This is a genomic window from Synechococcus sp. WH 8109, assembly GCF_000161795.2.
Lineage (GTDB): Bacteria > Cyanobacteriota > Cyanobacteriia > PCC-6307 > Cyanobiaceae > Parasynechococcus.
The window spans coordinates 1,470,015-1,488,601 of the sequence record NZ_CP006882.1; the positions used below are offsets into that span (position 1 = coordinate 1,470,015).

Annotated in this window: 21 protein-coding genes and 1 tRNA gene; 14 read left to right on the forward strand and 8 right to left on the reverse strand. The window is 60.0% G+C overall.

The window, feature by feature from the left end:
• The first annotated feature begins 20 nt into the window (after positions 1–20).
• The 3 genes from pyrH to Syncc8109_RS08045 are packed head-to-tail and all read left to right on the forward strand — an operon-like array spanning position 21 to position 2,466.
• A complete protein-coding gene (gene pyrH, locus Syncc8109_RS08035) occupies positions 21–734 on the forward strand; it encodes a UMP kinase (RefSeq protein ID WP_006851470.1) in 714 nt (237 codons plus the stop codon).
• Between the two features lie 41 nt (positions 735–775).
• On the forward strand, positions 776–1,324 hold the full coding sequence (gene frr / locus Syncc8109_RS08040; protein WP_006851158.1) for a ribosome recycling factor: 549 nt from the start codon (positions 776–778) through the stop codon (positions 1,322–1,324).
• Positions 1,321–2,466 (forward strand): NAD(P)/FAD-dependent oxidoreductase, encoded by a 1,146-nt coding sequence (locus Syncc8109_RS08045; RefSeq protein ID WP_006850537.1) that lies wholly within the window; start codon positions 1,321–1,323, stop codon positions 2,464–2,466. The genes frr and Syncc8109_RS08045 overlap by 4 nt, the downstream gene beginning before the upstream one ends.
• Here Syncc8109_RS08045 and Syncc8109_RS08050 read toward each other — a convergent pair.
• Positions 2,463–3,944: a deoxyribodipyrimidine photo-lyase gene (locus Syncc8109_RS08050; RefSeq protein WP_006851713.1), complete on the reverse strand. Its 1,482-nt coding sequence runs from the start codon at positions 3,942–3,944 to the stop codon at positions 2,463–2,465. The two genes, Syncc8109_RS08045 and Syncc8109_RS08050, sit on opposite strands and share 4 nt — an antisense overlap.
• A 151-nt stretch (positions 3,945–4,095) precedes the next feature.
• Here Syncc8109_RS08050 and Syncc8109_RS08055 point away from each other — a divergent pair, with 151 nt between their 5' ends.
• The gene (locus Syncc8109_RS08055; RefSeq protein WP_006851137.1) at positions 4,096–4,386 is read left to right on the forward strand and encodes a WbuC family cupin fold metalloprotein; all 291 of its coding nucleotides are present in this window, start codon (positions 4,096–4,098) and stop codon (positions 4,384–4,386) included.
• Positions 4,387–4,428: 42 nt separating this feature from the next.
• Here Syncc8109_RS08055 and Syncc8109_RS08060 read toward each other — a convergent pair whose 3' ends face one another.
• Positions 4,429–4,629, reverse strand: coding sequence for a hypothetical protein (locus Syncc8109_RS08060; protein WP_006851346.1), 201 nt, complete (start codon positions 4,627–4,629; stop codon positions 4,429–4,431).
• Positions 4,630–4,672: 43 nt separating this feature from the next.
• Complete coding sequence (locus Syncc8109_RS08065; RefSeq protein ID WP_006849822.1) at positions 4,673–6,208, reverse strand: NAD(P)/FAD-dependent oxidoreductase; 1,536 nt, start codon at positions 6,206–6,208, stop codon at positions 4,673–4,675.
• Positions 6,209–6,252: 44 nt separating this feature from the next.
• Between Syncc8109_RS08065 and Syncc8109_RS08070 the strand changes: the two genes are divergently transcribed.
• Positions 6,253–6,792 carry a rhomboid family intramembrane serine protease gene (locus Syncc8109_RS08070; protein ID WP_006850177.1) on the forward strand — a complete coding sequence of 180 codons (540 nt, stop codon included), beginning with the start codon at positions 6,253–6,255 and terminating at the stop codon, positions 6,790–6,792.
• Between the two features lie 16 nt (positions 6,793–6,808).
• Here the strand turns inward: Syncc8109_RS08070 and Syncc8109_RS08075 are convergent, their stop codons facing one another.
• Complete coding sequence (locus tag Syncc8109_RS08075) at positions 6,809–7,540, reverse strand: peroxiredoxin-like family protein (protein WP_006850772.1); 732 nt, start codon at positions 7,538–7,540, stop codon at positions 6,809–6,811.
• Between the two features lie 84 nt (positions 7,541–7,624).
• On the opposite strand from Syncc8109_RS08075, the gene Syncc8109_RS08080 reads away from it, so the two are divergent.
• The 5 genes from Syncc8109_RS08080 (at position 7,625) to Syncc8109_RS08095 (ending at position 9,598) form a co-directional block, all read left to right on the forward strand.
• Complete coding sequence (locus Syncc8109_RS08080; RefSeq protein WP_006851569.1) at positions 7,625–8,023, forward strand: hypothetical protein; 399 nt, start codon at positions 7,625–7,627, stop codon at positions 8,021–8,023.
• A gap of 494 nt (positions 8,024–8,517) precedes the next feature.
• Positions 8,518–8,754: a hypothetical protein gene (locus tag Syncc8109_RS12920; RefSeq protein ID WP_006850163.1), complete on the forward strand. Its 237-nt coding sequence runs from the start codon at positions 8,518–8,520 to the stop codon at positions 8,752–8,754.
• Positions 8,736–9,062: a hypothetical protein gene (locus Syncc8109_RS12925; protein ID WP_006850389.1), complete on the forward strand. Its 327-nt coding sequence runs from the start codon at positions 8,736–8,738 to the stop codon at positions 9,060–9,062. The genes Syncc8109_RS12920 and Syncc8109_RS12925 overlap by 19 nt, the downstream gene beginning before the upstream one ends.
• A gap of 8 nt (positions 9,063–9,070) precedes the next feature.
• On the forward strand, positions 9,071–9,340 hold the full coding sequence (locus Syncc8109_RS08090; RefSeq protein WP_006850989.1) for a hypothetical protein: 270 nt from the start codon (positions 9,071–9,073) through the stop codon (positions 9,338–9,340).
• Between the two features lie 48 nt (positions 9,341–9,388).
• Complete coding sequence (locus tag Syncc8109_RS08095; protein ID WP_006850460.1) at positions 9,389–9,598, forward strand: hypothetical protein; 210 nt, start codon at positions 9,389–9,391, stop codon at positions 9,596–9,598.
• Here the strand turns inward: Syncc8109_RS08095 and pepN are convergent.
• From pepN to Syncc8109_RS08110, 3 genes are all read right to left on the reverse strand, one after another.
• Positions 9,588–12,191 (reverse strand): aminopeptidase N, encoded by a 2,604-nt coding sequence (gene pepN, locus Syncc8109_RS08100; protein ID WP_006851849.1) that lies wholly within the window; start codon positions 12,189–12,191, stop codon positions 9,588–9,590. The two genes, Syncc8109_RS08095 and pepN, sit on opposite strands and share 11 nt — an antisense overlap.
• Before the next feature lie 174 nt (positions 12,192–12,365).
• The gene (locus Syncc8109_RS08105; RefSeq protein WP_232202403.1) at positions 12,366–12,665 is read right to left on the reverse strand and encodes a cAMP phosphodiesterase; all 300 of its coding nucleotides are present in this window, start codon (positions 12,663–12,665) and stop codon (positions 12,366–12,368) included.
• A 231-nt stretch (positions 12,666–12,896) separates the two neighbouring features.
• Positions 12,897–13,484 carry a hypothetical protein gene (locus Syncc8109_RS08110; protein WP_006851072.1) on the reverse strand — a complete coding sequence of 196 codons (588 nt, stop codon included), beginning with the start codon at positions 13,482–13,484 and terminating at the stop codon, positions 12,897–12,899.
• A gap of 107 nt (positions 13,485–13,591) precedes the next feature.
• On the opposite strand from Syncc8109_RS08110, the gene Syncc8109_RS08115 reads away from it, so the two are divergent.
• Entirely contained in the window at positions 13,592–14,743 is a 1,152-nt protein-coding gene (locus tag Syncc8109_RS08115) for a histidine kinase (RefSeq protein ID WP_006850655.1), read from the forward strand.
• A 47-nt stretch (positions 14,744–14,790) separates the two neighbouring features.
• Positions 14,791–14,863, forward strand: a tRNA-Glu gene (locus Syncc8109_RS08120).
• A 132-nt stretch (positions 14,864–14,995) separates the two neighbouring features.
• Here Syncc8109_RS08120 and Syncc8109_RS08125 read toward each other — a convergent pair.
• Positions 14,996–15,517 (reverse strand): SRPBCC family protein, encoded by a 522-nt coding sequence (locus Syncc8109_RS08125; RefSeq protein WP_025362439.1) that lies wholly within the window; start codon positions 15,515–15,517, stop codon positions 14,996–14,998.
• Positions 15,518–15,678: 161 nt separating this feature from the next.
• Between Syncc8109_RS08125 and Syncc8109_RS08130 the strand changes: the two genes are divergently transcribed.
• Together Syncc8109_RS08130 and zwf are read left to right on the forward strand one after the other, a co-directional pair.
• Positions 15,679–16,869, forward strand: a complete 1,191-nt coding sequence (locus Syncc8109_RS08130) for an FAD-binding oxidoreductase (protein ID WP_006851512.1) — start codon at positions 15,679–15,681, stop codon at positions 16,867–16,869.
• A gap of 168 nt (positions 16,870–17,037) precedes the next feature.
• Positions 17,038–18,561 carry a glucose-6-phosphate dehydrogenase gene (zwf, locus tag Syncc8109_RS08135; RefSeq protein ID WP_006850611.1) on the forward strand — a complete coding sequence of 508 codons (1,524 nt, stop codon included), beginning with the start codon at positions 17,038–17,040 and terminating at the stop codon, positions 18,559–18,561.
• The last annotated feature ends 26 nt before the right edge of the window (positions 18,562–18,587 follow it).

Consider the following 18,587-nt stretch of genomic DNA (forward strand, 5'->3'; position numbering starts at 1 on the left):
CGAAAGGATCTGGACCGTAGATGACCTACAAACGCGTCCTGCTGAAACTCAGCGGCGAAGCCCTGATGGGATCTCAGGGCTATGGCATCGATCCCGCCATTGTTCAGTCGATTGCTTCGGATGTGGCCAAGGTGGTGGCCAATGGCACCCAGCTGGCGATCGTCGTAGGCGGCGGCAACATCTTCCGAGGCTTGAAGGGGTCTGCAGCGGGTATGGAGAGAGCAACAGCTGACTACGTCGGCATGTTGGCCACGGTGATGAACGCCATTGCCCTCCAAGACGGTCTCGAGAGGGCTGGTGTTCCCACCCGGGTGCAAACCGCCATCGCCATGCAGGAAGTGGCGGAGCCTTACATCCGACGCAAGGCGATCCGGCATCTGGAGAAAAACCGGGTGGTGGTGTTCGGCGCCGGTTGCGGCAACCCTTTCTTCACCACCGACACAACCGCTGCCCTGCGGGCCGCCGAAATCAATGCCGATGTTGTGTTCAAAGCCACCAAGGTGGATGGGGTCTATGACAAAGACCCGGCCAAGCACGCCGACGCTGTGAAGCACCCACATCTCAGCTATCAAGACGTGCTCAGCGGCGAGTTAGGGGTCATGGACAGCACCGCCATCGCCCTGTGCAAAGACAACAACATCCCGATTGTTGTCTTCAACCTGTTTGAACCTGACAACATCGGCAGAGCCGTGGCCGGGGAACCGATCGGGTCCCGCATCGGCGACCCCGCCTAAACAACGCCAACCCAGTTCGCACGCCTCCTCCCTCATCAACCATGTCGACCCAGGACCTCGAAGCCAGCATGCGCAAGTCGGTGGAGGCCACCCAGCGCAACTTCAACACGATCCGTACCGGCCGGGCCAATTCCTCCCTGCTGGATCGCATCAGCGTGGAGTACTACGGCGCTGACACACCGCTGAAGTCGCTGGCCACCCTGTCGACCCCAGACTCCCAGACCATCCAGATCCAACCGTTCGACATCAGCGCCCTGGCCTCGATCGAGAAGGCCATCGCCATGAGTGAGCTGGGCTTCACCCCCAACAACGACGGCAAGATCATCCGCATCAACGTGCCGCCCCTCACCGAGGAGCGCCGCAAGGAGTTCTGCAAGCTGGCCTCGAAGTACGCCGAAGAAGGCAAGGTGGCCTTGCGCAACCTGCGCCGCGACGCGATCGACAAGATCAAGAAGCAGGAAAAGGAAGGCGAGTTCTCCGAAGACCAGAGCCGCGACGAACAAGACGGCGTTCAGAAAACACTGGACAAGTTCATCGCCGAACTGGAACAGCACCTGGCCACCAAGGAGGCCGACGTCCTCAAGGTGTGAGCAACGAAGTGGATCGGACCCACGACGTCCTGATCGTCGGGTCCGGAGCTGCTGGCGGTTCTGCAGCTGTACATCTTGCGTTAGCGGGCCATGACGTTCTGACGCTTGAGCGCGACGCCGAGCCGCGGATCAAGCCCTGCGGAGGTGGCATGGCGGCCTCAGTTCAGCAGTGGTTTCCGTTTTCCCTGGGACCCGCGGTGGAGCAGGTGATACGGCAGGTGGATTTCAGCTGGTGCCTTGAGGATCCGGTAGTCGCCGAGCTGCCCGGCGATGCACCGTTCTGGATCGTGCGCCGCGAAACGCTGGATCAACTGCTCTCAGACCAGGCCATTCAGGTGGGAGCTAAACGCCTTACAGGCGTTGAGGTCGATGATATCCGGCGCCATAGAGACTTTTGGCAAGTCACGGCAACCGACGGACGCCATTGGCAGGGGCGGACCGTGGTGATCGCCGACGGTTCGGGGTCGCCCTGGCCCCAACGGCTCGGTCTGGGAGCCAAACAGCCCCAGATGGCCACCACCATGTCGGTGCGACTGGAGGGCCAAGGTCAGCTCAGCGATGGCACGACCCGCTTTGAATTCGGCCTGGTGAAACAGGGCTTCGCCTGGGCCTTCCCCCTCGCTGGTGGTGTGAACATCGGTGTGGGCAGCTTCATCGGCAAGCAGGACGCCGACCCGGAGCAGGTGCTGGCTCAGCTGTTGCCGGATCTGGGTTTCCCCGCCGACGCAGGCATCCGTCAGCGCGGCCAACTGCGGGTGTGGAACGGTCATCACCGTCTTGATGGCGACGGCATTGTGGTGGTGGGCGATGCGGCATCGCTATGCGACCCCTTTTTGGCAGAAGGGCTACGCCCCGCGCTGATGAGTGGCTGCGAGGCGGCTCGGCATCTGAACCTATGGCTCAAGGGCGACAGCCGAGATCTGCGGGGCTACAGCGGCAGCATGCGGGAGCGCTGGGGTGAGTCCATGGCCTGGGGGCGGCGCATTGCCCAGGTGTTCTATCGCTTCCCCGGCGTGGGATATCAGCTGGGGATCAAGCGGCCCACCGCACCACGGCGGATTGCTCAGATTCTCTCCGGGGAGATGGGCTATGGCGACATCGCCCAACGGGTGATCAAACGACTGCTGCTGCAGCGCAACTAAAAACCGAGGCTGAGCTGCTGGCTACCTTTGTCGGGATGCTGAGGTTTGCGCCGGCGGCGGCGAACCGTTGCTGGCTTCAACCCCGCCTTGCGGGAGCCATGCTTGCGCTGAATCGCATCGGCATGGCGATCAAAACCGGCCAATCGACGAACCTCCCAGATGCGGTCTTTGGCATCCTGCATCGATGTGGTCACATCAACGATCGGTGGTGGCATGCCACCACCCAACATCCAGGGCTCATGGATGTGAATCTTGGGTACATCCTTGAGTTCAGGACACCACTGACGAATGAACAGCCCCTGAGGGTCGTGGTCCATGCCCTGCTTGATCGGGTTGTAAATCCGAATCGTGTTGATCGAGGTGCTGCCCGACTGCATCTGGCACTGGCTCCAGTGAATCCCCGGTTCGTAATCCACAAACTGACGAGCCAGATGCAGGCCACTGTCTCTCCAGGGCAGCCAGAGGTTGTAGCTGGCAAAAGACATCAACATCGCCCGCATGCGGAAGTTGATCCAGCCATGGGCCCGCAGGGCGCGCATGCAGGCATCCACAAAAGGGACACCCGTACGACCTTCGCTCCAGGCCGTCAAGCGCTCGGCGTCGTCTGCGCGAATACCGCGCATGAACGGATGGAAATCGCTGTATTCAATTGCCGGCTGATCCTCCAGCTTCTGAATGAAATGGCAATGCCAGTGCAGCCGTGATTCAAAGCTGCTAACGCCGCGGCCGCTGTTGGTGCGGCTGGTCTGCAGCACCTCCCGCATCGAGAGGCAGCCCCAGGTGAGATAAGCCGACAAGCGCGAACAACCCGTGAACGCTGTGTTGGGGCTGGACATCGCCCGTTGATAGCGCGAGGCTCGGTGCTGCAAAAAATCGCTCAACTCCCCCAGGCCGATCGAACGCCCACCTGTCTGGCGCTGCGGGCAACCATCAACCGGCAGCTCTCGGCAGGGCCGCTCCGGGATCACGCCGGGATCAATCCCCTCCAGCGATTGCAACGCGGCCGGCACGGGTGTGATGGGCTCCATCATCTGAACCTCCCAGCGTTTGGCCCAGCCATTGCGGCTGCGCATCTGGCGCGTCACCCCAAACTGCGGGATTTCCGTCCAGGCGATGCCGTGCCGACGGGCCCAGGCCCCAACGCGTTTGTCGCGCTGGTATGTCCAGCCATTGCCAGTTTCCTCATGGCTCCACAGCCCATCGATGCCGAACTGACGCCGGGCCCGTTCCAGCACCTGCACCACATCCCCGGCGCGCACCACCAAGGGTTGGCCCCGATCCGCAAGAGCCTGGCGCAACTCCAGTAGCGACTCCCGGCAAAACATCCACTGCCGCTCGGAGGCATCGGGCTGCTGCCACAACTCCGGCTCCACCACATACAGCGGTAGCACCAAACCCCGCTCCGCAGCAGCCGCCAAGGGCTGGTGATCAACGATGCGCAGATCACGCTTAAACCAGACGATCTGCAGCGCTGCCATTCACTGCAATGGAAAGGACTCGTTTCTAGTGGATCCGGAGCTCCAATCAAGATTCAATCCACTGCTACTTCCATGACATTGACAAAGCGGGTTTTCACCGTGTTGCGGAAACCCATCACATCCAAACGGCGCGTCATCAACGGGGACCTACATGCGGCTCCACAGCCACCAGCAAAACGGCCCCGGTACTGGCTTCGAATTCTTTCTGATGCTGCAGGGAACCATCGGACTGCTGCTGTTCAACAGTGAGGGCGATATCCAGCAGCAGCTCCATCACAGCGCCAAGGGGCCCACCCACGGCATCGAGATTGCAAAAGGTCGGTCCAGCACCCCGGTGGCCCTAGAGGCCGACAGCGTGATTTTCGAGCTGAAACAGGGGCCCTACCAACCCTCTCAAGACGAAGACTTTTTCAACTTCTTCCCCAAGGTGGGCACAACGTAGGCCGCAAGGCAGGAATAGCAGTGGCGCGGCCTTCTTTGAGGATCAGGCCTGGCGCGAGGCTTCACGGTAGCGCTGCTTCTCATCCAGCAGTTCCCCCTCCAGCTGCTCGATCAAACGACTCACCAACGCCTGAAATTCCGGCTGGCAACCACGGAATGCCGCCTTGTGACGAATCGGCTCGTTGCGCATGCGCAGATCCGTGAGCATCAGCTGCGGCGAATCGATCCGGGCATTGGAAGTCATGGACTGCGTCGGCGTTCCGGAACGAGGTTATGACGCAGCTGCTTCAAAGCTCCAGCTCCCGCAGCAGACTGTTTTGCGTCTCCCGGCCGAGGACGGCATGGGCCGCCATGGCACCACTCGCCGCCACGGGGGGGATGCCGATCCCGGGGAAGGTGCTGGCACCACAAAGCCAGAAATTGGCCAGGGGCGTCGTCACGCCAGGGAAGAGACCTTCAGCTGCTGAAAGGGCAGGGCCATAACTGCCCTGATGAACATTGAGGAAATGGCTGTGGGTCAGCGGCGTTCCCTTCATGATCAGCTCACAGCGGTCGCGGATGTCGGGAATACGGCGTTCCAGCACCCGCCAGAACACAGCACATCGCTCCTGTTTTCTCAGCTGATACGCCGCGCTGTCGCGCTCTAGATCAGCCCAGAGCTGCCAGGGTTCGCTGGCCGGGGTATAGGCATGCAGCACATGGCGACCGGCCGGTGCCATCGAGGAATCCAACACTGAAGGAATCGACAACACCACGGCATTGCGCTCGGCATCGATCCCACGCTCCCAGTCATCCACCCAAACGGTGTGGATCGGCAGATCCTCCAGCCCCGTGGCATCAAAGCCCAGATGCAGATGGAGGAAGCCGTTGCAGGCCGGCGTGGCCTGGCGCTGACGCTGCCACTTCGACGCCACGGACTCCGGCAGCAGAGCAAGGGTGGACCAGATGTCGGCATTGCAGATCACCTGACGCGCCGAGATCTGCGTTCCATCGGCCAACTTCACACCTACTACTCGATCCCCCTCCACCCGCAGCTGTTGCACCGCCGTTCCCGTGTGCAGGGTGCCGCCGTGGGCTTTCAAGCCACGCACCAGGGCCTCAACCACCGCAGCACTGCCGCCAACGGGGTAGTCGAGATGGGCATCCGGTTCAAACCACTCACCGAACAGCGTGGCCATGGCTGCGGCGTTGGTATCTCCCATCGGCATGCCGCTGATCAGGAAGGAGAGCAGATCCACCCAATGGCGCAGGAAAGGATCGCTGAGGTGACGATCCACCAGGGGCCCAAAGGAACCGGAGAGGTGACGCATCGCCGCAAGATGCGGCAGCAAACGTCCACCGCGCTTCAGCAGTTGCGCCATGCCATCCACCCCAGGCCGGAGGGCCAGCAAGGGCAAAGCATCGGCAGCTGCGGCAATTGGCTGAAGCGCCTCCACAAAACGCCGCCATTCGGCGGCCACCTCGGGGCCGCGCAGGCTGCACACCACAGCTTCAAAGTCGTCGTGCCCAACGGCGATACGCAGATCCCCTTCCGGCAACAGCACATCCCAGCTGCGGTAGGGAATCACCTCCAAGGTCTGACCCAGCGCGCGCAGCACCTGGGCCAGGGGATTGCTGCTGGGCCAACGCCCCAGTCCACTCCAGAGGGATGGACCGGATTCGAAGTGATACCCCTGGCGTTGAAAGCCATGGGCAGCTCCACCGGGTTGGTAATGGGCTTCCAGCACCAACACTTCACGGCCGGCGCGGGCACACAAACCTGCAGCACACAGTCCACCGATGCCGCTGCCGATCACCAGAACGTCGACGTCGCTTCTGATCATCCGCTCAGCATCCGCGTCATCATTGTGGTCATTGGCGCAAGACGATGCGCACTCGGCTGCTGCTTCCCCTGCTGATCCTGGCCTTGGCCTGGGGGCAGGAGCTGATCGACCAACTGCTTTTTGCAGGGCAGTGGAACCTGCCGATGGGGCCGGATCAACCGTGGTGGGGGGTGATCACAACGCCGTTCAGCCATGCCGGCTTCGGGCATCTGATCTCCAACAGCCTGGCGTTTCTGCCCCTGAGCTGGCTGTTGCTCAGCCGGGGGCTGCGCGATTACCTGAGCGTCTGGCTGTCGGTGCTGCTGATCAACATTCCCGTGGCCCTGTTCTGGCCCGCCCGCAGTCATGGACTCTCAGGCGTGGTGTACGGACTGCTTGGCTACCTGCTACTGATCGGCTGGCTGGAACGCCGCATCCTCTCCATCGCCCTGGGACTGGTGGCGTTCTGGCTTTACGGCTCAGCCCTGATCGCCTTGATCCCCGGTGTCTCACCCGCCGGCGACAGCTGGATCGGCCACAGCTCAGGGTTCATCGGCGGCTTGGTGGCGGCTCTTGCGGTGTATCGCAAGCCCCCAGCAAGTTGAAGACAGCCGGCTGAGCTCAGCCCTGAGCCAGAACCTCATCGAGAAACGCCAAGGGACGTTCCATGGTGGCGGAGTAGCCGAGCAGGCTTTGATCGCGGTGGCAATAGATCACGCTGTCATCGGCGTCGAGCAGCACAGTGGCGCCGCGCTGGGTGATGTAGTCGTCACAGGGCACGTAGGTGCGCCAGTTGCGGAGCACTTCATTCATGTTGCGCAAACGCTTGGTGGCAAGCTCAAACGGTCGCTGGAACCCCGCACCACCGGCCCGGCGGAACAGAGCCCCCCGGAACCGCGGCAAAGGAAAGGCTTCAACCCACTCCTCATCGTCGAAGATCTGGGCCGCCGAGCTATCTCCGGTGTATCCGCGCAGCACCTCGCGCAGGGTGCCTGGCGAGCCGACGCCGGCACACATCAGCAGAAAACCGGGCCAAGGCCCACCGGGAAGTTTCAAGCCGGCCTCCAACCCCAGGGCCTGATGCAACAGCGGCGATGGATCAGCGATCAGCTGCTGCAGAGGAAACCCGGTGAAGGCCGCGAAGCGTTCGGCACTGGCAGCGTTGCCGATGCCGAAGAGCTGAACCTTGACCCCAAGTGCCGCCAACTGGGGAAGCCTTGGCACCAGCGCCTGGGCGTATTCGATCGAGTCGAAATCCCCCAGCTGGCCCTGCACAACAACAAGGCGCTTGCAGCCGCTCTCCATGCCGGCAACTGCGGCCAGCCGTTGCAACAGTGGATCCAGTGGAATCATCCCGACAGGCTGACATTTCGCCTCCGAGAACGTGGATGGCGTTTGCGCACCGCCTGAGAGACTCAAATCAAAGGCAGGAAGCAGGTGGGCAAGAAATCTGGCTTCACAAATGCTGAGATCGAGGAGATCAAGCGTTTGTATATGCAGGAAGGGCGGTCGATCCTGCAGATCCCCAAGATCCTGGGCAAAGGCAGTGAAAACTCCGTGCGCAACGCCCTGCACAAGGCCCGGGTCAAGCATGCGCCGGAGGAACGCACCAAGCTGGAGCGATTCAAGCCAGATCAAGTTTTTGAGAACGTCACCCTTTTAAAGCGACTCAAAAAAGCGAAAAAACTGAAGTTCCATGCCCGCTGTGCCTGTGGCTACGAATTTGACGTGGATCCATTCCGGCTAACGCTGCCGGAACACCACAAAGACAGAATTACTGCATGCCAACGCTGCAGCAAAGCGCAAACAGAGGAACGCTCCAAGCCTCGAGCCTGATAAAATCGATAGAGACAATTTCAACAGCGCGACCAAAACCAAAAATATTTCAACTTCTTTACCTCAAAAACACAAAATCTCACAACTGACATCGATCCCTTCCTCCTGTCAGGGCAGGGGTCAAGAGCAGAACTTGTATCAAGATAACGCAACCCTAACAATAGCTAAAGAGCAAGGTATTAAGCGTAATCTTGCCATATTTGGGCGACGGCGTAGAACTCAAAAGTTTTTATCCATCCCTGTTCAGGCCATGGAACTCACTTTCTTGGGCAGCAAATATGCAAAGACTGAAGCAGTATCGACGAGGCCAACAATCCAACTGAAATACATGGGGCAAAAGCTATCGGGCTGAGCAAATCAAATCCCTACGCAATTGCGTTGCTCTGACCTACCGCGGCGTCTCCTACTCCAAAGTCTGAGAAGGCGTTGGACTTGGGCACTGAGAACGCAGCTGACGTGACGGCATGACGCCGCAGGATCGGCACAATTGCGCGATGAGAGTTCTGATCACAGTCCTGATCGCGTCCAGTGCTTTGGCCTGGCCGGCAAAGAGTGCGGAATCGATCCCCCTCGTGGTGGTTCCCTTCGATGCCGCATGGGGGTCGCGACGTCTTCCCGTTCAGCCCGCAGCGTTGTTGCCGCCACCTCCAATCCCTGTACCGAGTCCAGGAAGCAAACCCGACGCTGAACCAAGGCCGCAACGCCAACGCTGGTGCCGGGGTGGCTGCTGAACGGGACGGCTGCTGAACGCAGCACGGCTGTCACCTGGAAGCGTTCTGTGTACACCGAAGTTAGAAGCCAACCCCATCGGGCCCTAACGACGCGAAAAGCGGCGCTGTTGATGGCCAGCCTCCATCTGGGATCCATGGATCTTGCGGGTGGCAAGCGGGCCACAGCCCAAGGGCCGTCTAAACAGTTCGCCACCGCTGAGGCGATGCGGGTGATCCCGAAAGGGGCAACGATCACCAACACCACCTGCAAAAGCATTGATCGGGGAGCCAGAAGCCGCTATCTGTGCACCATCACCTACAGCCCCTGAGCTGATCGATGAAAGGCTGGCGTGCTGCGTGTTGGAGCCTGATCCTGTTGGGGATCCCGGCTGCGGGGCGCGCCGAATTTGATCAGTGTCGCTTGATCGATAAGGTGCTGAATCGCCTGGGCAACGCCATGGCAAACAACCGTTTGATCATTGCGGAAGGCAATAACAGCACGGCCGTCGCTAAGGCGAGTGAAGCTCTGGCCCAACAAAACGAGAGCTACCGGCGCACCAAGCGCCAACGCGCCAAAGCCGGCTGCGATGGCTGGCAAACGGACTGACTGCCTGGCTCACGCCAGGCAAGCTGGTAGAACGCTGATCGAGAGACCTTGGCCGTCACCGTCTGCCAGAACTGCGGAAGCCGCCGGTTTCGTGCCGACCGCTCAATGGGCGGGCGCCTTGTCTGTCAGCACTGCGGCCTTGCGGCCGGAAGCCGAGCTGCGCGGTCCACACCGCACAGCAGCCGGCGCAGCAACGCAAAACGCTGGCTGGTGATCCTGCTGATCGCGGTGATCGTGCTGGTGGTAGTCACGTCGTGAGCAACTGCACCACCTCGGCGGTGTTCGCTGACAAAGGCTTGGCGGCCAGCTGGTCGATGGCCTGACGCATGACCGTTTGGCGCTCGGGGCCGTAACTGCCGCAGCGACTGAACACCTTGGCCATCCGTGATGCGGTAATCGGATTGCGGGAGTCGACCGCTGCGATCTGCTCCGCCATGAAGCGGTAGCCACTGCCATCGATGGCGTGAAACGCCTGAACATTGGCGGTGAATCCACCGAGAACGGCGCGAAGGGAATTGGGCGCCAGGGGATCGAAGCGCGGGTGCTCCAGCAGCTGTTGAACACGCTCCAACGCGTTGGACCTGGGGGCTGATGCCTCCATCGCAAACCAGGCGTCCAGAATCACGGGCTTGTCTTGCCAACGGTCGTAAAACAGCGCCATCGCCTGCTCACGCTCAGCACTTTCCTGCGGCAACAATGCCCGCAGGGCACCACGCGCCAGGGTCATCGAGGGGCCGGAAACAGCAGCCAACGCCTCCGCTTGAACCGTGGCATCACCAGCCGCGGCAAGCCAGCGCCAGGCCAAGGCCGTCAGGGCCCGGCCGCCCTGACCAGCCGGCCAAGCCAAGGTCCAGTCAGCCCGGGCCAGCTCCAGAAGTCGGCGCAGGGACTGCTGCAATTGAACGCCCATCTCCTGGGTCCACGCCCGGAAGGCTTGATCCAGCGCCAACGGATCCACCGGGGATTGCAACGCCTCCAGTTCCGCCATGCCCGGCAGCGCCAGCAGCGCCGCCAGATCCATACCATCACCACCGTCATAGGCGCAGATCCGCTGATCGAAGGCCTGAATCAGCGCCGCTTCCACAGCAGGCTTCGGCTGGTTTTCAGCCCGCGCCAACAGCACCTGGCGTGCCAGGCGCTGGGCCGCATCCCAGCGGCAGAACGGGTCATCATCGGAAGCCAACAGCTGCAGGCACTCCTCCAGCGGCTGCTCCAAACGCACGTGCACGGGCGCCGAGAAGCGGCGCAGCACGGAAAGGGCAGGGGGTGTGTCGCCGGGCTGGCCCTGCAGGGTGATGCTGGCGCGCTCAGCCTGCATCACCAACAGCTGCTCCTCACCAACACGGCCTTGCTCACCCACAAGGGCCATGGCAACCGGCAGCACCAGGGGCTGCTTCTCTGCCTGCCCTGGCGTCGGAGGCGTCGCCTGGTGCAAGTCCACCGTCAACTGACCAGATTCGGGGTTCCACTGCCGATCAATGCTGAGTTCAGGAGTTCCAGCCTGGTGGTACCAACGCTTAAAGCGTTCCAAATCAAACCCAAGCGGCTCACCCTGGCTGGTGGCGCCATCGGCAATCGCCTGAACGAAGTCTTCCGTTGTGGCGGCCGTGCCGTCGAAGCGTTGCACGTAGACCTCCATTCCCTTCATGAACCGCTCGGGTCCCAGCAGGGTGCGCAGCATGCGGATCAACTCCGCGCCTTTTTCATAGATGGTCGTTGTGTAGAAGTTATCGATCGCCTGGTATTCCGCTGGCTTCACCGGATGGGCCGTCGGACCAGCATCCTCACGGAATTGAGTGTTGCGCAACATCGCAACATCCTCAATGCGCTTCACCGCTTCTGAATGCAGATCTGCGGTGAAGCACTGATCACGGAACACTGTCAGACCTTCTTTTAGCGACAGCTGGAACCAATCACGGCAGGTGATGCGATTTCCGCTCCAGTTGTGAAAGTATTCATGAGCAATCACACTTTCGATGCGCTCAAGTTCAGCATCGGTGGCTGTTTCCGCGTCAGCCAAAACAAGCTTTGAGTTGAAAATATTCAGACTCTTGTTTTCCATCGCGCCCATATTGAAGTGACGGACGGCGACGATGTTGTATTCATCAAGATCGTATTCAAGGTTGTAAACCGATTCATCCCATTGCATGGATCGTTTCAACGAAGCCATGGCATGGGCCGTGAAGGCTTCATCCCCCTCCTCCACATGCAAGCGCAGGGTGACCTGCCGGCCCGACGCCGTTGTGTAGTGATCACGAATCTCCCTGAGGTCTCCGGCCACCAGAGCGAACAGATAGGAGGGCTTGGGGAAGGGGTCATCCCACGTGACCGCATGACGATCAGCGCCGACGGCTTCCTCCTGAACCGCATTGCCGTTGCTCAACAGGACAGGGCAACTGCTGCGGCTGGCCTCTATCCGCACCTGCCAGCGGCTCAACACATCCGGACGATCGGGGTGCAGGCTGATGCGCCGGAACCCCTCGGCCTCACACTGGGTGCTCAGCAGGCCACCGCTGGCGTATAGGCCTTCGAGGGAACTATTGGAGTAGGGATCCAGACGGCAACGGGTTTCCAGCACAAACGGATGGCCCGGCACGTTGGGGATGGTGAGACGGCCGTCGGCAAAGCTGTACTCCTCGGACTGCAATGGCTCCTGATCGATCGCAAGGGATTCGATCGCCAGATCGACGCCGCACAGCACCAACGGCTCTCCAGAGCGACGCGGTTCAATGCTGAGCCTGGAGGCAATGACGACATGGTCGTCCTGGATGTTCACGTCCAGAACGATGGAAGGGAGTTCAAAGGCCCACGGCGTGTAGTCCGCCAGACGAATCGAAGCAGCTGCAGTCATGGCCGAACCACGCGAGGACCAAACGATCCTGACGGACGAAGCTCAAAACCGGGACGTTTCAGCCAAGGTGCCGGCCATGAGACGACTAACGGCAACAGAGCAGAGGAACAATCATAAAAAAACGTCTGACCTCAGCAGGCCAGATGTTTTCGATCTTTAGAACCTGAAAAGATCTTATTTTTTCGAAGACTTCAACGAAGCAGCAGCTTTATCAAAGCGTGCTTTTTCTTCAGCAGGAACTGATTTAGGGCAGAACTTCAGCGCACCACCAACGATCATGAATCCTGCATTATTGAGAAATTGCTTCTCAGGCAAGGGGTCTTTGGTGCCCGGAAGCAAACCACCGTGCTTGCCATAAATCACATGCAACTGACCAGCGAGAGCCACCGCCAGAGACTTATTGAAATCGATCTTCTGCGCCCTCGCCTCACAGAAGGTGGCAATCGACATCACCCCATAGGTGTTGACATCCATGGCTGTTGCAGGAGTGGGCTTGTCCTTGGAGGCCTGAGCCAGAGCCGTTGCTGGTGACAACAAGGGGGCAGCCAGCACGAGAGCTGCGGCAGCAAACGAACTACGAATCACCTTGGGTCCCAGCAGCGTCAAATTTTTCGCAACTTACCGCCCATGCAAAAGCTGGCCGGAGCTCAGGCGCGGTTGTTGAACTGGGCCATCAACACAACGGCGCCGTTCAATCGTCCTCGATCAATCGTCATCGATCGGTGGCAAGGGGTCTGACATTCTAATTTCATGGTGGTGCTCAACGATCGAGAGGTCACCGTTCTCCCAGCTGTAGATGGCGCGGTAGCGGTAGCGGTCCTGATCGACAAGGCGAATGTGCTCAAGGATGTCCCACTGCTGGTAGTGGGATTCGAGGATGGTTTCGTGCTCATCCACCTGACGCAGCCGGGTACGCACCGGGTCCCCCGTCAAATAACCACGACTTCTCTGGAGTTGATGGCCCCACAACGTGGCTTCCATTACTCCATTGCGTTCAAACCAGGGCTTGCGAGCAAAGAATTCGTCGGAATGCTGGTCTTCCTGGTCAGACCACCAGCTGAAGCGGTAGCGGCTCTCACCCACCTCGGGGTGTACGAACGCCTCCATTTTCAGGTTCATGTCCAAGTGGAGAACCTGGTCGTCACTGAAGGTGTATTGCCGCCGGGAACGCCACAAGCCCAGATTGCGGCTGAACCAGCGACGCAGGTTGCTATCCACCTGGATTGAAGGCTGGGCAGCCACTCCGCCGGGAAGGGTCAGAGGAACACGGTTTTGCGCAGAAAAAAGCGACATGGACCGCGTCAATGACGCAACGGAGTGTTCCTGTTCGTCTTAGCGCTGCTGGCGGTGCAGTCAAAAACCCATAAGGTGAGCATCGGTTTTGCTGTCTTGCAGTCCGCGTGGTCAAGGACGCTCCCAAGACACGGCAAACCCTGAAGTTGTTGCTGGTGGCAGCTCGACATCACCTGTCGGGTCAGGACCTCCGATCCCTGGTGCAGTTCCTAGAACGTGAGGATCTGGGCTTCGAAGTCACCCTGCAGGTTGCCGATCCCGCCCAGCAACCCGAACTGCTTGAGCTCCATCGACTCGTGGTGACGCCAGCGCTGATCAAATTGGCGCCGAACCCCAAGCAGGTGTTCGCGGGCAGCAACATCCTTCAGCAACTCAAAGGATGGGTACCCCGCTGGAAACAGGATGGGGTGGTAAGCGGCCTTGGCCTCAGCCTCAGGCCAACCGAACTCGATGGCAGTCGCACCCAGAAGGAACTCCAGCTGGAGGATCAGCTGCTGGTGCTGCGCCAGGAGAACGAGACGCTGATCGATCGCGTCAGCGCCCAGGAACGCCTGTTGCGCATGGTGGCCCACGAACTGCGCACCCCACTCACGGCAGCGGCCTTGGCCCTGCAAAGCCAGAAGCTGGGCCAGATCGATATGGATCGCTTTCAGGATGTGATCACCCGCCGCCTGCAGGAGATGGAGGCGCTGTCGAAGGATTTGCTGGAGGTAGGCACCACCCGGTGGGAAACCCTTTTCAACCCACAAAGGCTTGACCTGGCCAGCGTTTCAGCCGAAGTGATCCTCGAGCTCGAAAAATTGTGGCTGGGTCGCAACGTCGAAATTAAAACCGACATTCCCGCTGACCTGCCCAAGGTTTTCGCCGATCAGCGCCGTATGCGCCAAGTGCTGCTGAATCTGCTCGAAAACGCCCTGAAGTACACCAACGACGGCGGGCACATTTCACTCACAATGCTTCACCGCACCAGCCAGCGGGTTGAAGTGAGCGTTTGTGACAGCGGCCCGGGCATTCCGGAAACGGAACAGCAGCGGATTTTCCTGGATCGGGTGCGGCTACCGCAAACCTCCGACCAAACCACCGGCTACGGCGTGGGGCTGTCGGTTTGTCGACGCATCGTCGAAGTGCACGGCGGCAAGATCTGGGTAGTGTCTGACCCTGGCGAAGGCGCCTGCTTCACCTTCACGGTGCCGATCTGGCAAGGACAAGGTGTCGAATGGGGTCAAGCTGTCTTGACGGAGGGTCCGACCAAGCCCTAGTGTTCACAAGTGATCAGGAGCACAGATCGCTCGCTGATTACGGCCTCGCCCCCATCGTCTAGAGGCCTAGGACACCTCCCTTTCACGGAGGCGACAGGGGTTCGAATCCCCTTGGGGGTATGACGTCATCTCCTGACCTGTTTAGGTGATGAATTGATTACCAGTTCAACCGTTTGTGAGGCTTTCACTTTCAGGCCCCAGTTCACATCACGATTGAAGATGCCTTGAAATTGCTGCGCCCTTGCTGCTCGTTCAGCTGTTTCTGCGGTGTGCTTCCTGCACCACGGCATTGAGATTGCTGGAGAGATCGTCTCGCAATCGCTCTTCGATCAGACCAATCGGCATACCGAGACAGCCTTGAACCGTCAGCTCATAGAGCAATGAGCTGCCCTCGGGACGTTGACGGATCTGCCATGACCCTTCAAAGCGTCGGAAATCACCTTTCACCATGCGGAACTGCAGCAGTCCGTCCTGGCGGTATTCCGTCAGCTCAAGCTGCACCTGGGCCGAGAAGCGAAGCCCGAGAAGTTGCTGACTGCCTACTTGTAGAAGACGCACCGTCTGACCCTGGCGCTGGATCAACTCGCTGGTGCTGAGGTTGGGGATGAACTGGGAGAGGTTCTCGTAATCCGTCAGCACATCCCAGAGAAGCTGAACTGGCAGTGGTGATTTGAGTTCAGCGGCGAGACGGCGCGTCCCCTGGGGCAGCCTCTCCATGATCTGCTCGATCGCAGAACTTGAATCTGAAGAGGTTTGAAGCCCTCGTCCAAACATTGTCTGGGGGAAAACCAAAAGAGACGCCGAGTTGAGGGGCCGAACCTGAGGATCTTAAGGAGGTCGCCTGGATCACATCAGATTCTGTTCCGAAGAGCAACCGTTTTGTGTGAAATCAAAGGCCACGCCTATAGTCGCGCCACCAATGGCAGGTGATTTCAATGCGGGTGTCCAATGCAGCGACAGAGCACTGCAATGAGGCTCTGTTCACTGTCGTGGCAAGTGGTCCCCATGTCGGTTCACAACCGTCTGTGGTTCAGACCTACACCGTTGGGATGAACCAGTTTTCCGCACTTTTCAAACGATTGGGTGCGTCTGGCGCCAAAATTCTGTCTGTGAATGGTGTGGAAGTAGAGCGACAAGCCTCTCCCGTTGCCACCACCCCGGCACCTGCCAAAAAAACCGTCAAAAAAACCGCCAAGAAAGCCGTGACGTCAAGCGCCCCAAAGAAGAAGCCCCACGCCGACGTTCCGGTCAACACCTACAAGCCCAAAACACCGTTCATGGGCACGGTCACGGAGAACTACTCCCTGCTGAAGGACGGTGCGATCGGCCGTGTACAGCACATCACCTTTGATCTGGCCGGCGGCGACCCGCAGCTCAAGTACATCGAAGGCCAGAGCATCGGCATCATTCCCGAAGGGGAAGACGCCAACGGCAAACCTCACAAGCTGCGCCTTTACTCCATCGCCAGCACCCGCCACGGCGACAACTTGGAAGGCAAGACCGTCTCCCTCTGCGTTCGCCAGCTCGAGTACAAGAACGACGCCGGTGAGCAGATCTATGGCGTCTGCTCCACCTACCTCTGCGACATCGAACCCGGCACCAAGGTGAAGATCACCGGGCCTGTCGGTAAGGAGATGCTTCTCCCTGACGACGAGGAAGCCAACATCATCATGCTTGCCACCGGCACCGGAATCGCTCCGATGCGCACCTACCTGCGTCGCATGTTCGAGCCCCGCGAACAGGAGGCCAACGGCTGGAAATTCCGCGGCAAAGCCTGGCTGTTCATGGGAGCACCCAAAACCGCCAACCTGCTCTACGACGAGGACTTCCTCCACTACGAGAAGGAGTACCCCGACAACTTCCGCTACACCAAGGCGATCAGCCGAGAGCAGCAGAACGCCAAGGGCGGCCGGATGTACATCCAGGACCGCGTTCTGGAGCACGCTGAAGAGATCTTCGCGATGATCGAAGACCCCAAAACCCACGTGTACATGTGCGGCCTGCGCGGCATGGAGCCGGGCATCGACGAAGCCATGACCGCCGCCGCGGCCGCCAAGGGTCTCGACTGGGCCGAACTGCGTCCCCAGCTCAAAAAGGCCGACCGCTGGCACGTGGAAACCTATTGATCGATCAAGCGCTGATCAATCAGGCATCGATCGTTTGTAGTCCACCCCTCGCGGTGGACTTTTTTTTGGGTTGGCAACAAACGCTGAAACCAACACGTAAACAAAGCGGCGAGTCCATGTCTGTTGCAGGTTCCGTGCCTAAACCAGCGTCAGAAGCCTGGACACTCCATGGTTGCCACGATGACGAACCCCCTCAGGGTTGGACTGCGTCAGGAGCGCGTGATCGCGCCGCAGTGTCTAGTGATCTTCGGCGCCAGCGGTGATCTGACCCACCGCAAACTGGTGCCAGCCCTGTTTGAGCTGTTCAAGCAACGGCGTCTCCCCAGTGAGTTCGCCCTGCTGGGTTGTGCGCGACGGCCTTGGAGTGACGAGGAGTTCCGCGGAAAGATGGCGGAGGCACTGGCCAGCACAATCGAGGACGATCCCCAGGCCTGGGAACAGTTCGTGGGCAAATTGTTCTACGAGCCGGTCGACCTACAGAACACCGATCACATGCTGAGCCTGCACACCAGGCTCGAGCAAATCGATCAACAGTGCGCCACCCGCGGCAACCGCACCTTTTATCTCTCCGTCTCCCCCAAGTTCTATGGCAGTGGCTGCCGTTCACTGGCCGACGCTGGCCTATTGAAAGACCCCAAACGCAGCAGGGTGGTGATCGAAAAACCCTTCGGACGCGACTACGGCAGTGCCCAGGCCCTCAATCGAGTGGTGCAGGCCTGCGGTCAAGAGGACCAGATCTTTCGCATCGACCATTACCTGGGCAAAGAAACCGTCCAGAACATCATGGTTCTGCGGTTTGCCAACACAATCTTCGAGCCGATCTGGAACCGCAATTACATCTCCAGTGTTCAGATCACCGCCGCTGAAACGGTTGGAGTGGAGGAAAGGGCCGGGTACTACGAATCGGCCGGTGCCCTGCGGGACATGGTGCAGAACCACCTGACCCAGATGCTGGCGATCACCGCCATGGAACCACCCGGGCGCTTTGACCCGGAGGCTATCCGCAACGAAAAGGCCAAGGTGCTCCAGGCTGCCCGCCTAGCCGATGAGCTCGAACCCTGGAACTGCTGCATCCGTGGCCAGTACGGACCCGGTGGTTCCGCGGAATCGCCCCTGGCCGGATACCGCCATGAACCCGGTGTGGATCCCAACAGCACCACTGAGACCTACGTCGCGATGAAGCTGTTCATCGACAACTGGCGCTGGCAGGGGGTTCCGTTCTATGTGCGCACTGGCAAACGACTGGCCAAACGCACCAGTGAGGTGGTGCTCACCTTCCGTGAAGCACCCGTTCACCTGTTTGATGCGGCCACCGGAGGCCCCACGGCTAATCAGCTGATCCTGCGAATCCAACCGGATGAGGGGGCCGAATTCCGCTTCGAGGTGAAGTCACCCGGATCTGGCATGCGCAGCCGCCCTATCGACATGGAGTTCTCCTACGACGAATCCTTCGGGGAACCCTCCGATGAGGGCTATGTGCGTCTCCTGGCTGACGCCATGCTCAGCGACCCCACTCTGTTCACCCGCAGCGATGAGGTGGAAGCGGCATGGCGTCTCTACACCCCCCTACTGGAACTGATTGAAGACAGTCCCTGGCAGCTGCCGGTTCATCCCTACGAATCCCGCACCTGGGGACCGGCCGCCGCGGATGCCCTGCTGGCAAAGGACGGACTTCTCTGGCGACGCCCCTGACCGCGAACGTTTACAGCACTGTTTCT

Coding starts and splice junctions, on each gene's coding strand:
- pyrH (WP_006851470.1), top strand. CDS start 21: ATGACCTACAAACGCGTCCTGCTGAAACTCAGCGGCGAAGCCCTGATG.
- frr (WP_006851158.1), top strand. CDS start 776: ATGTCGACCCAGGACCTCGAAGCCAGCATGCGCAAGTCGGTGGAGGCC.
- Syncc8109_RS08050 (WP_006851713.1), bottom strand. CDS start 3,944: ATGGCAGCGCTGCAGATCGTCTGGTTTAAGCGTGATCTGCGCATCGTT.
- Syncc8109_RS08055 (WP_006851137.1), top strand. CDS start 4,096: ATGCGGCTCCACAGCCACCAGCAAAACGGCCCCGGTACTGGCTTCGAA.
- Syncc8109_RS08060 (WP_006851346.1), bottom strand. CDS start 4,629: ATGACTTCCAATGCCCGGATCGATTCGCCGCAGCTGATGCTCACGGAT.
- Syncc8109_RS08065 (WP_006849822.1), bottom strand. CDS start 6,208: ATGATCAGAAGCGACGTCGACGTTCTGGTGATCGGCAGCGGCATCGGT.
- Syncc8109_RS08070 (WP_006850177.1), top strand. CDS start 6,253: ATGCGCACTCGGCTGCTGCTTCCCCTGCTGATCCTGGCCTTGGCCTGG.
- Syncc8109_RS08075 (WP_006850772.1), bottom strand. CDS start 7,540: ATGATTCCACTGGATCCACTGTTGCAACGGCTGGCCGCAGTTGCCGGC.
- Syncc8109_RS12920 (WP_006850163.1), top strand. CDS start 8,518: ATGAGAGTTCTGATCACAGTCCTGATCGCGTCCAGTGCTTTGGCCTGG.
- Syncc8109_RS08090 (WP_006850989.1), top strand. CDS start 9,071: ATGAAAGGCTGGCGTGCTGCGTGTTGGAGCCTGATCCTGTTGGGGATC.
- pepN (WP_006851849.1), bottom strand. CDS start 12,191: ATGACTGCAGCTGCTTCGATTCGTCTGGCGGACTACACGCCGTGGGCC.
- Syncc8109_RS08105 (WP_232202403.1), bottom strand. CDS start 12,665: ATGGATGTCAACACCTATGGGGTGATGTCGATTGCCACCTTCTGTGAG.
- Syncc8109_RS08110 (WP_006851072.1), bottom strand. CDS start 13,484: ATGTCGCTTTTTTCTGCGCAAAACCGTGTTCCTCTGACCCTTCCCGGC.
- Syncc8109_RS08125 (WP_025362439.1), bottom strand. CDS start 15,517: ATGTTTGGACGAGGGCTTCAAACCTCTTCAGATTCAAGTTCTGCGATC.
- Syncc8109_RS08130 (WP_006851512.1), top strand. CDS start 15,679: ATGCGGGTGTCCAATGCAGCGACAGAGCACTGCAATGAGGCTCTGTTC.
- zwf (WP_006850611.1), top strand. CDS start 17,038: ATGGTTGCCACGATGACGAACCCCCTCAGGGTTGGACTGCGTCAGGAG.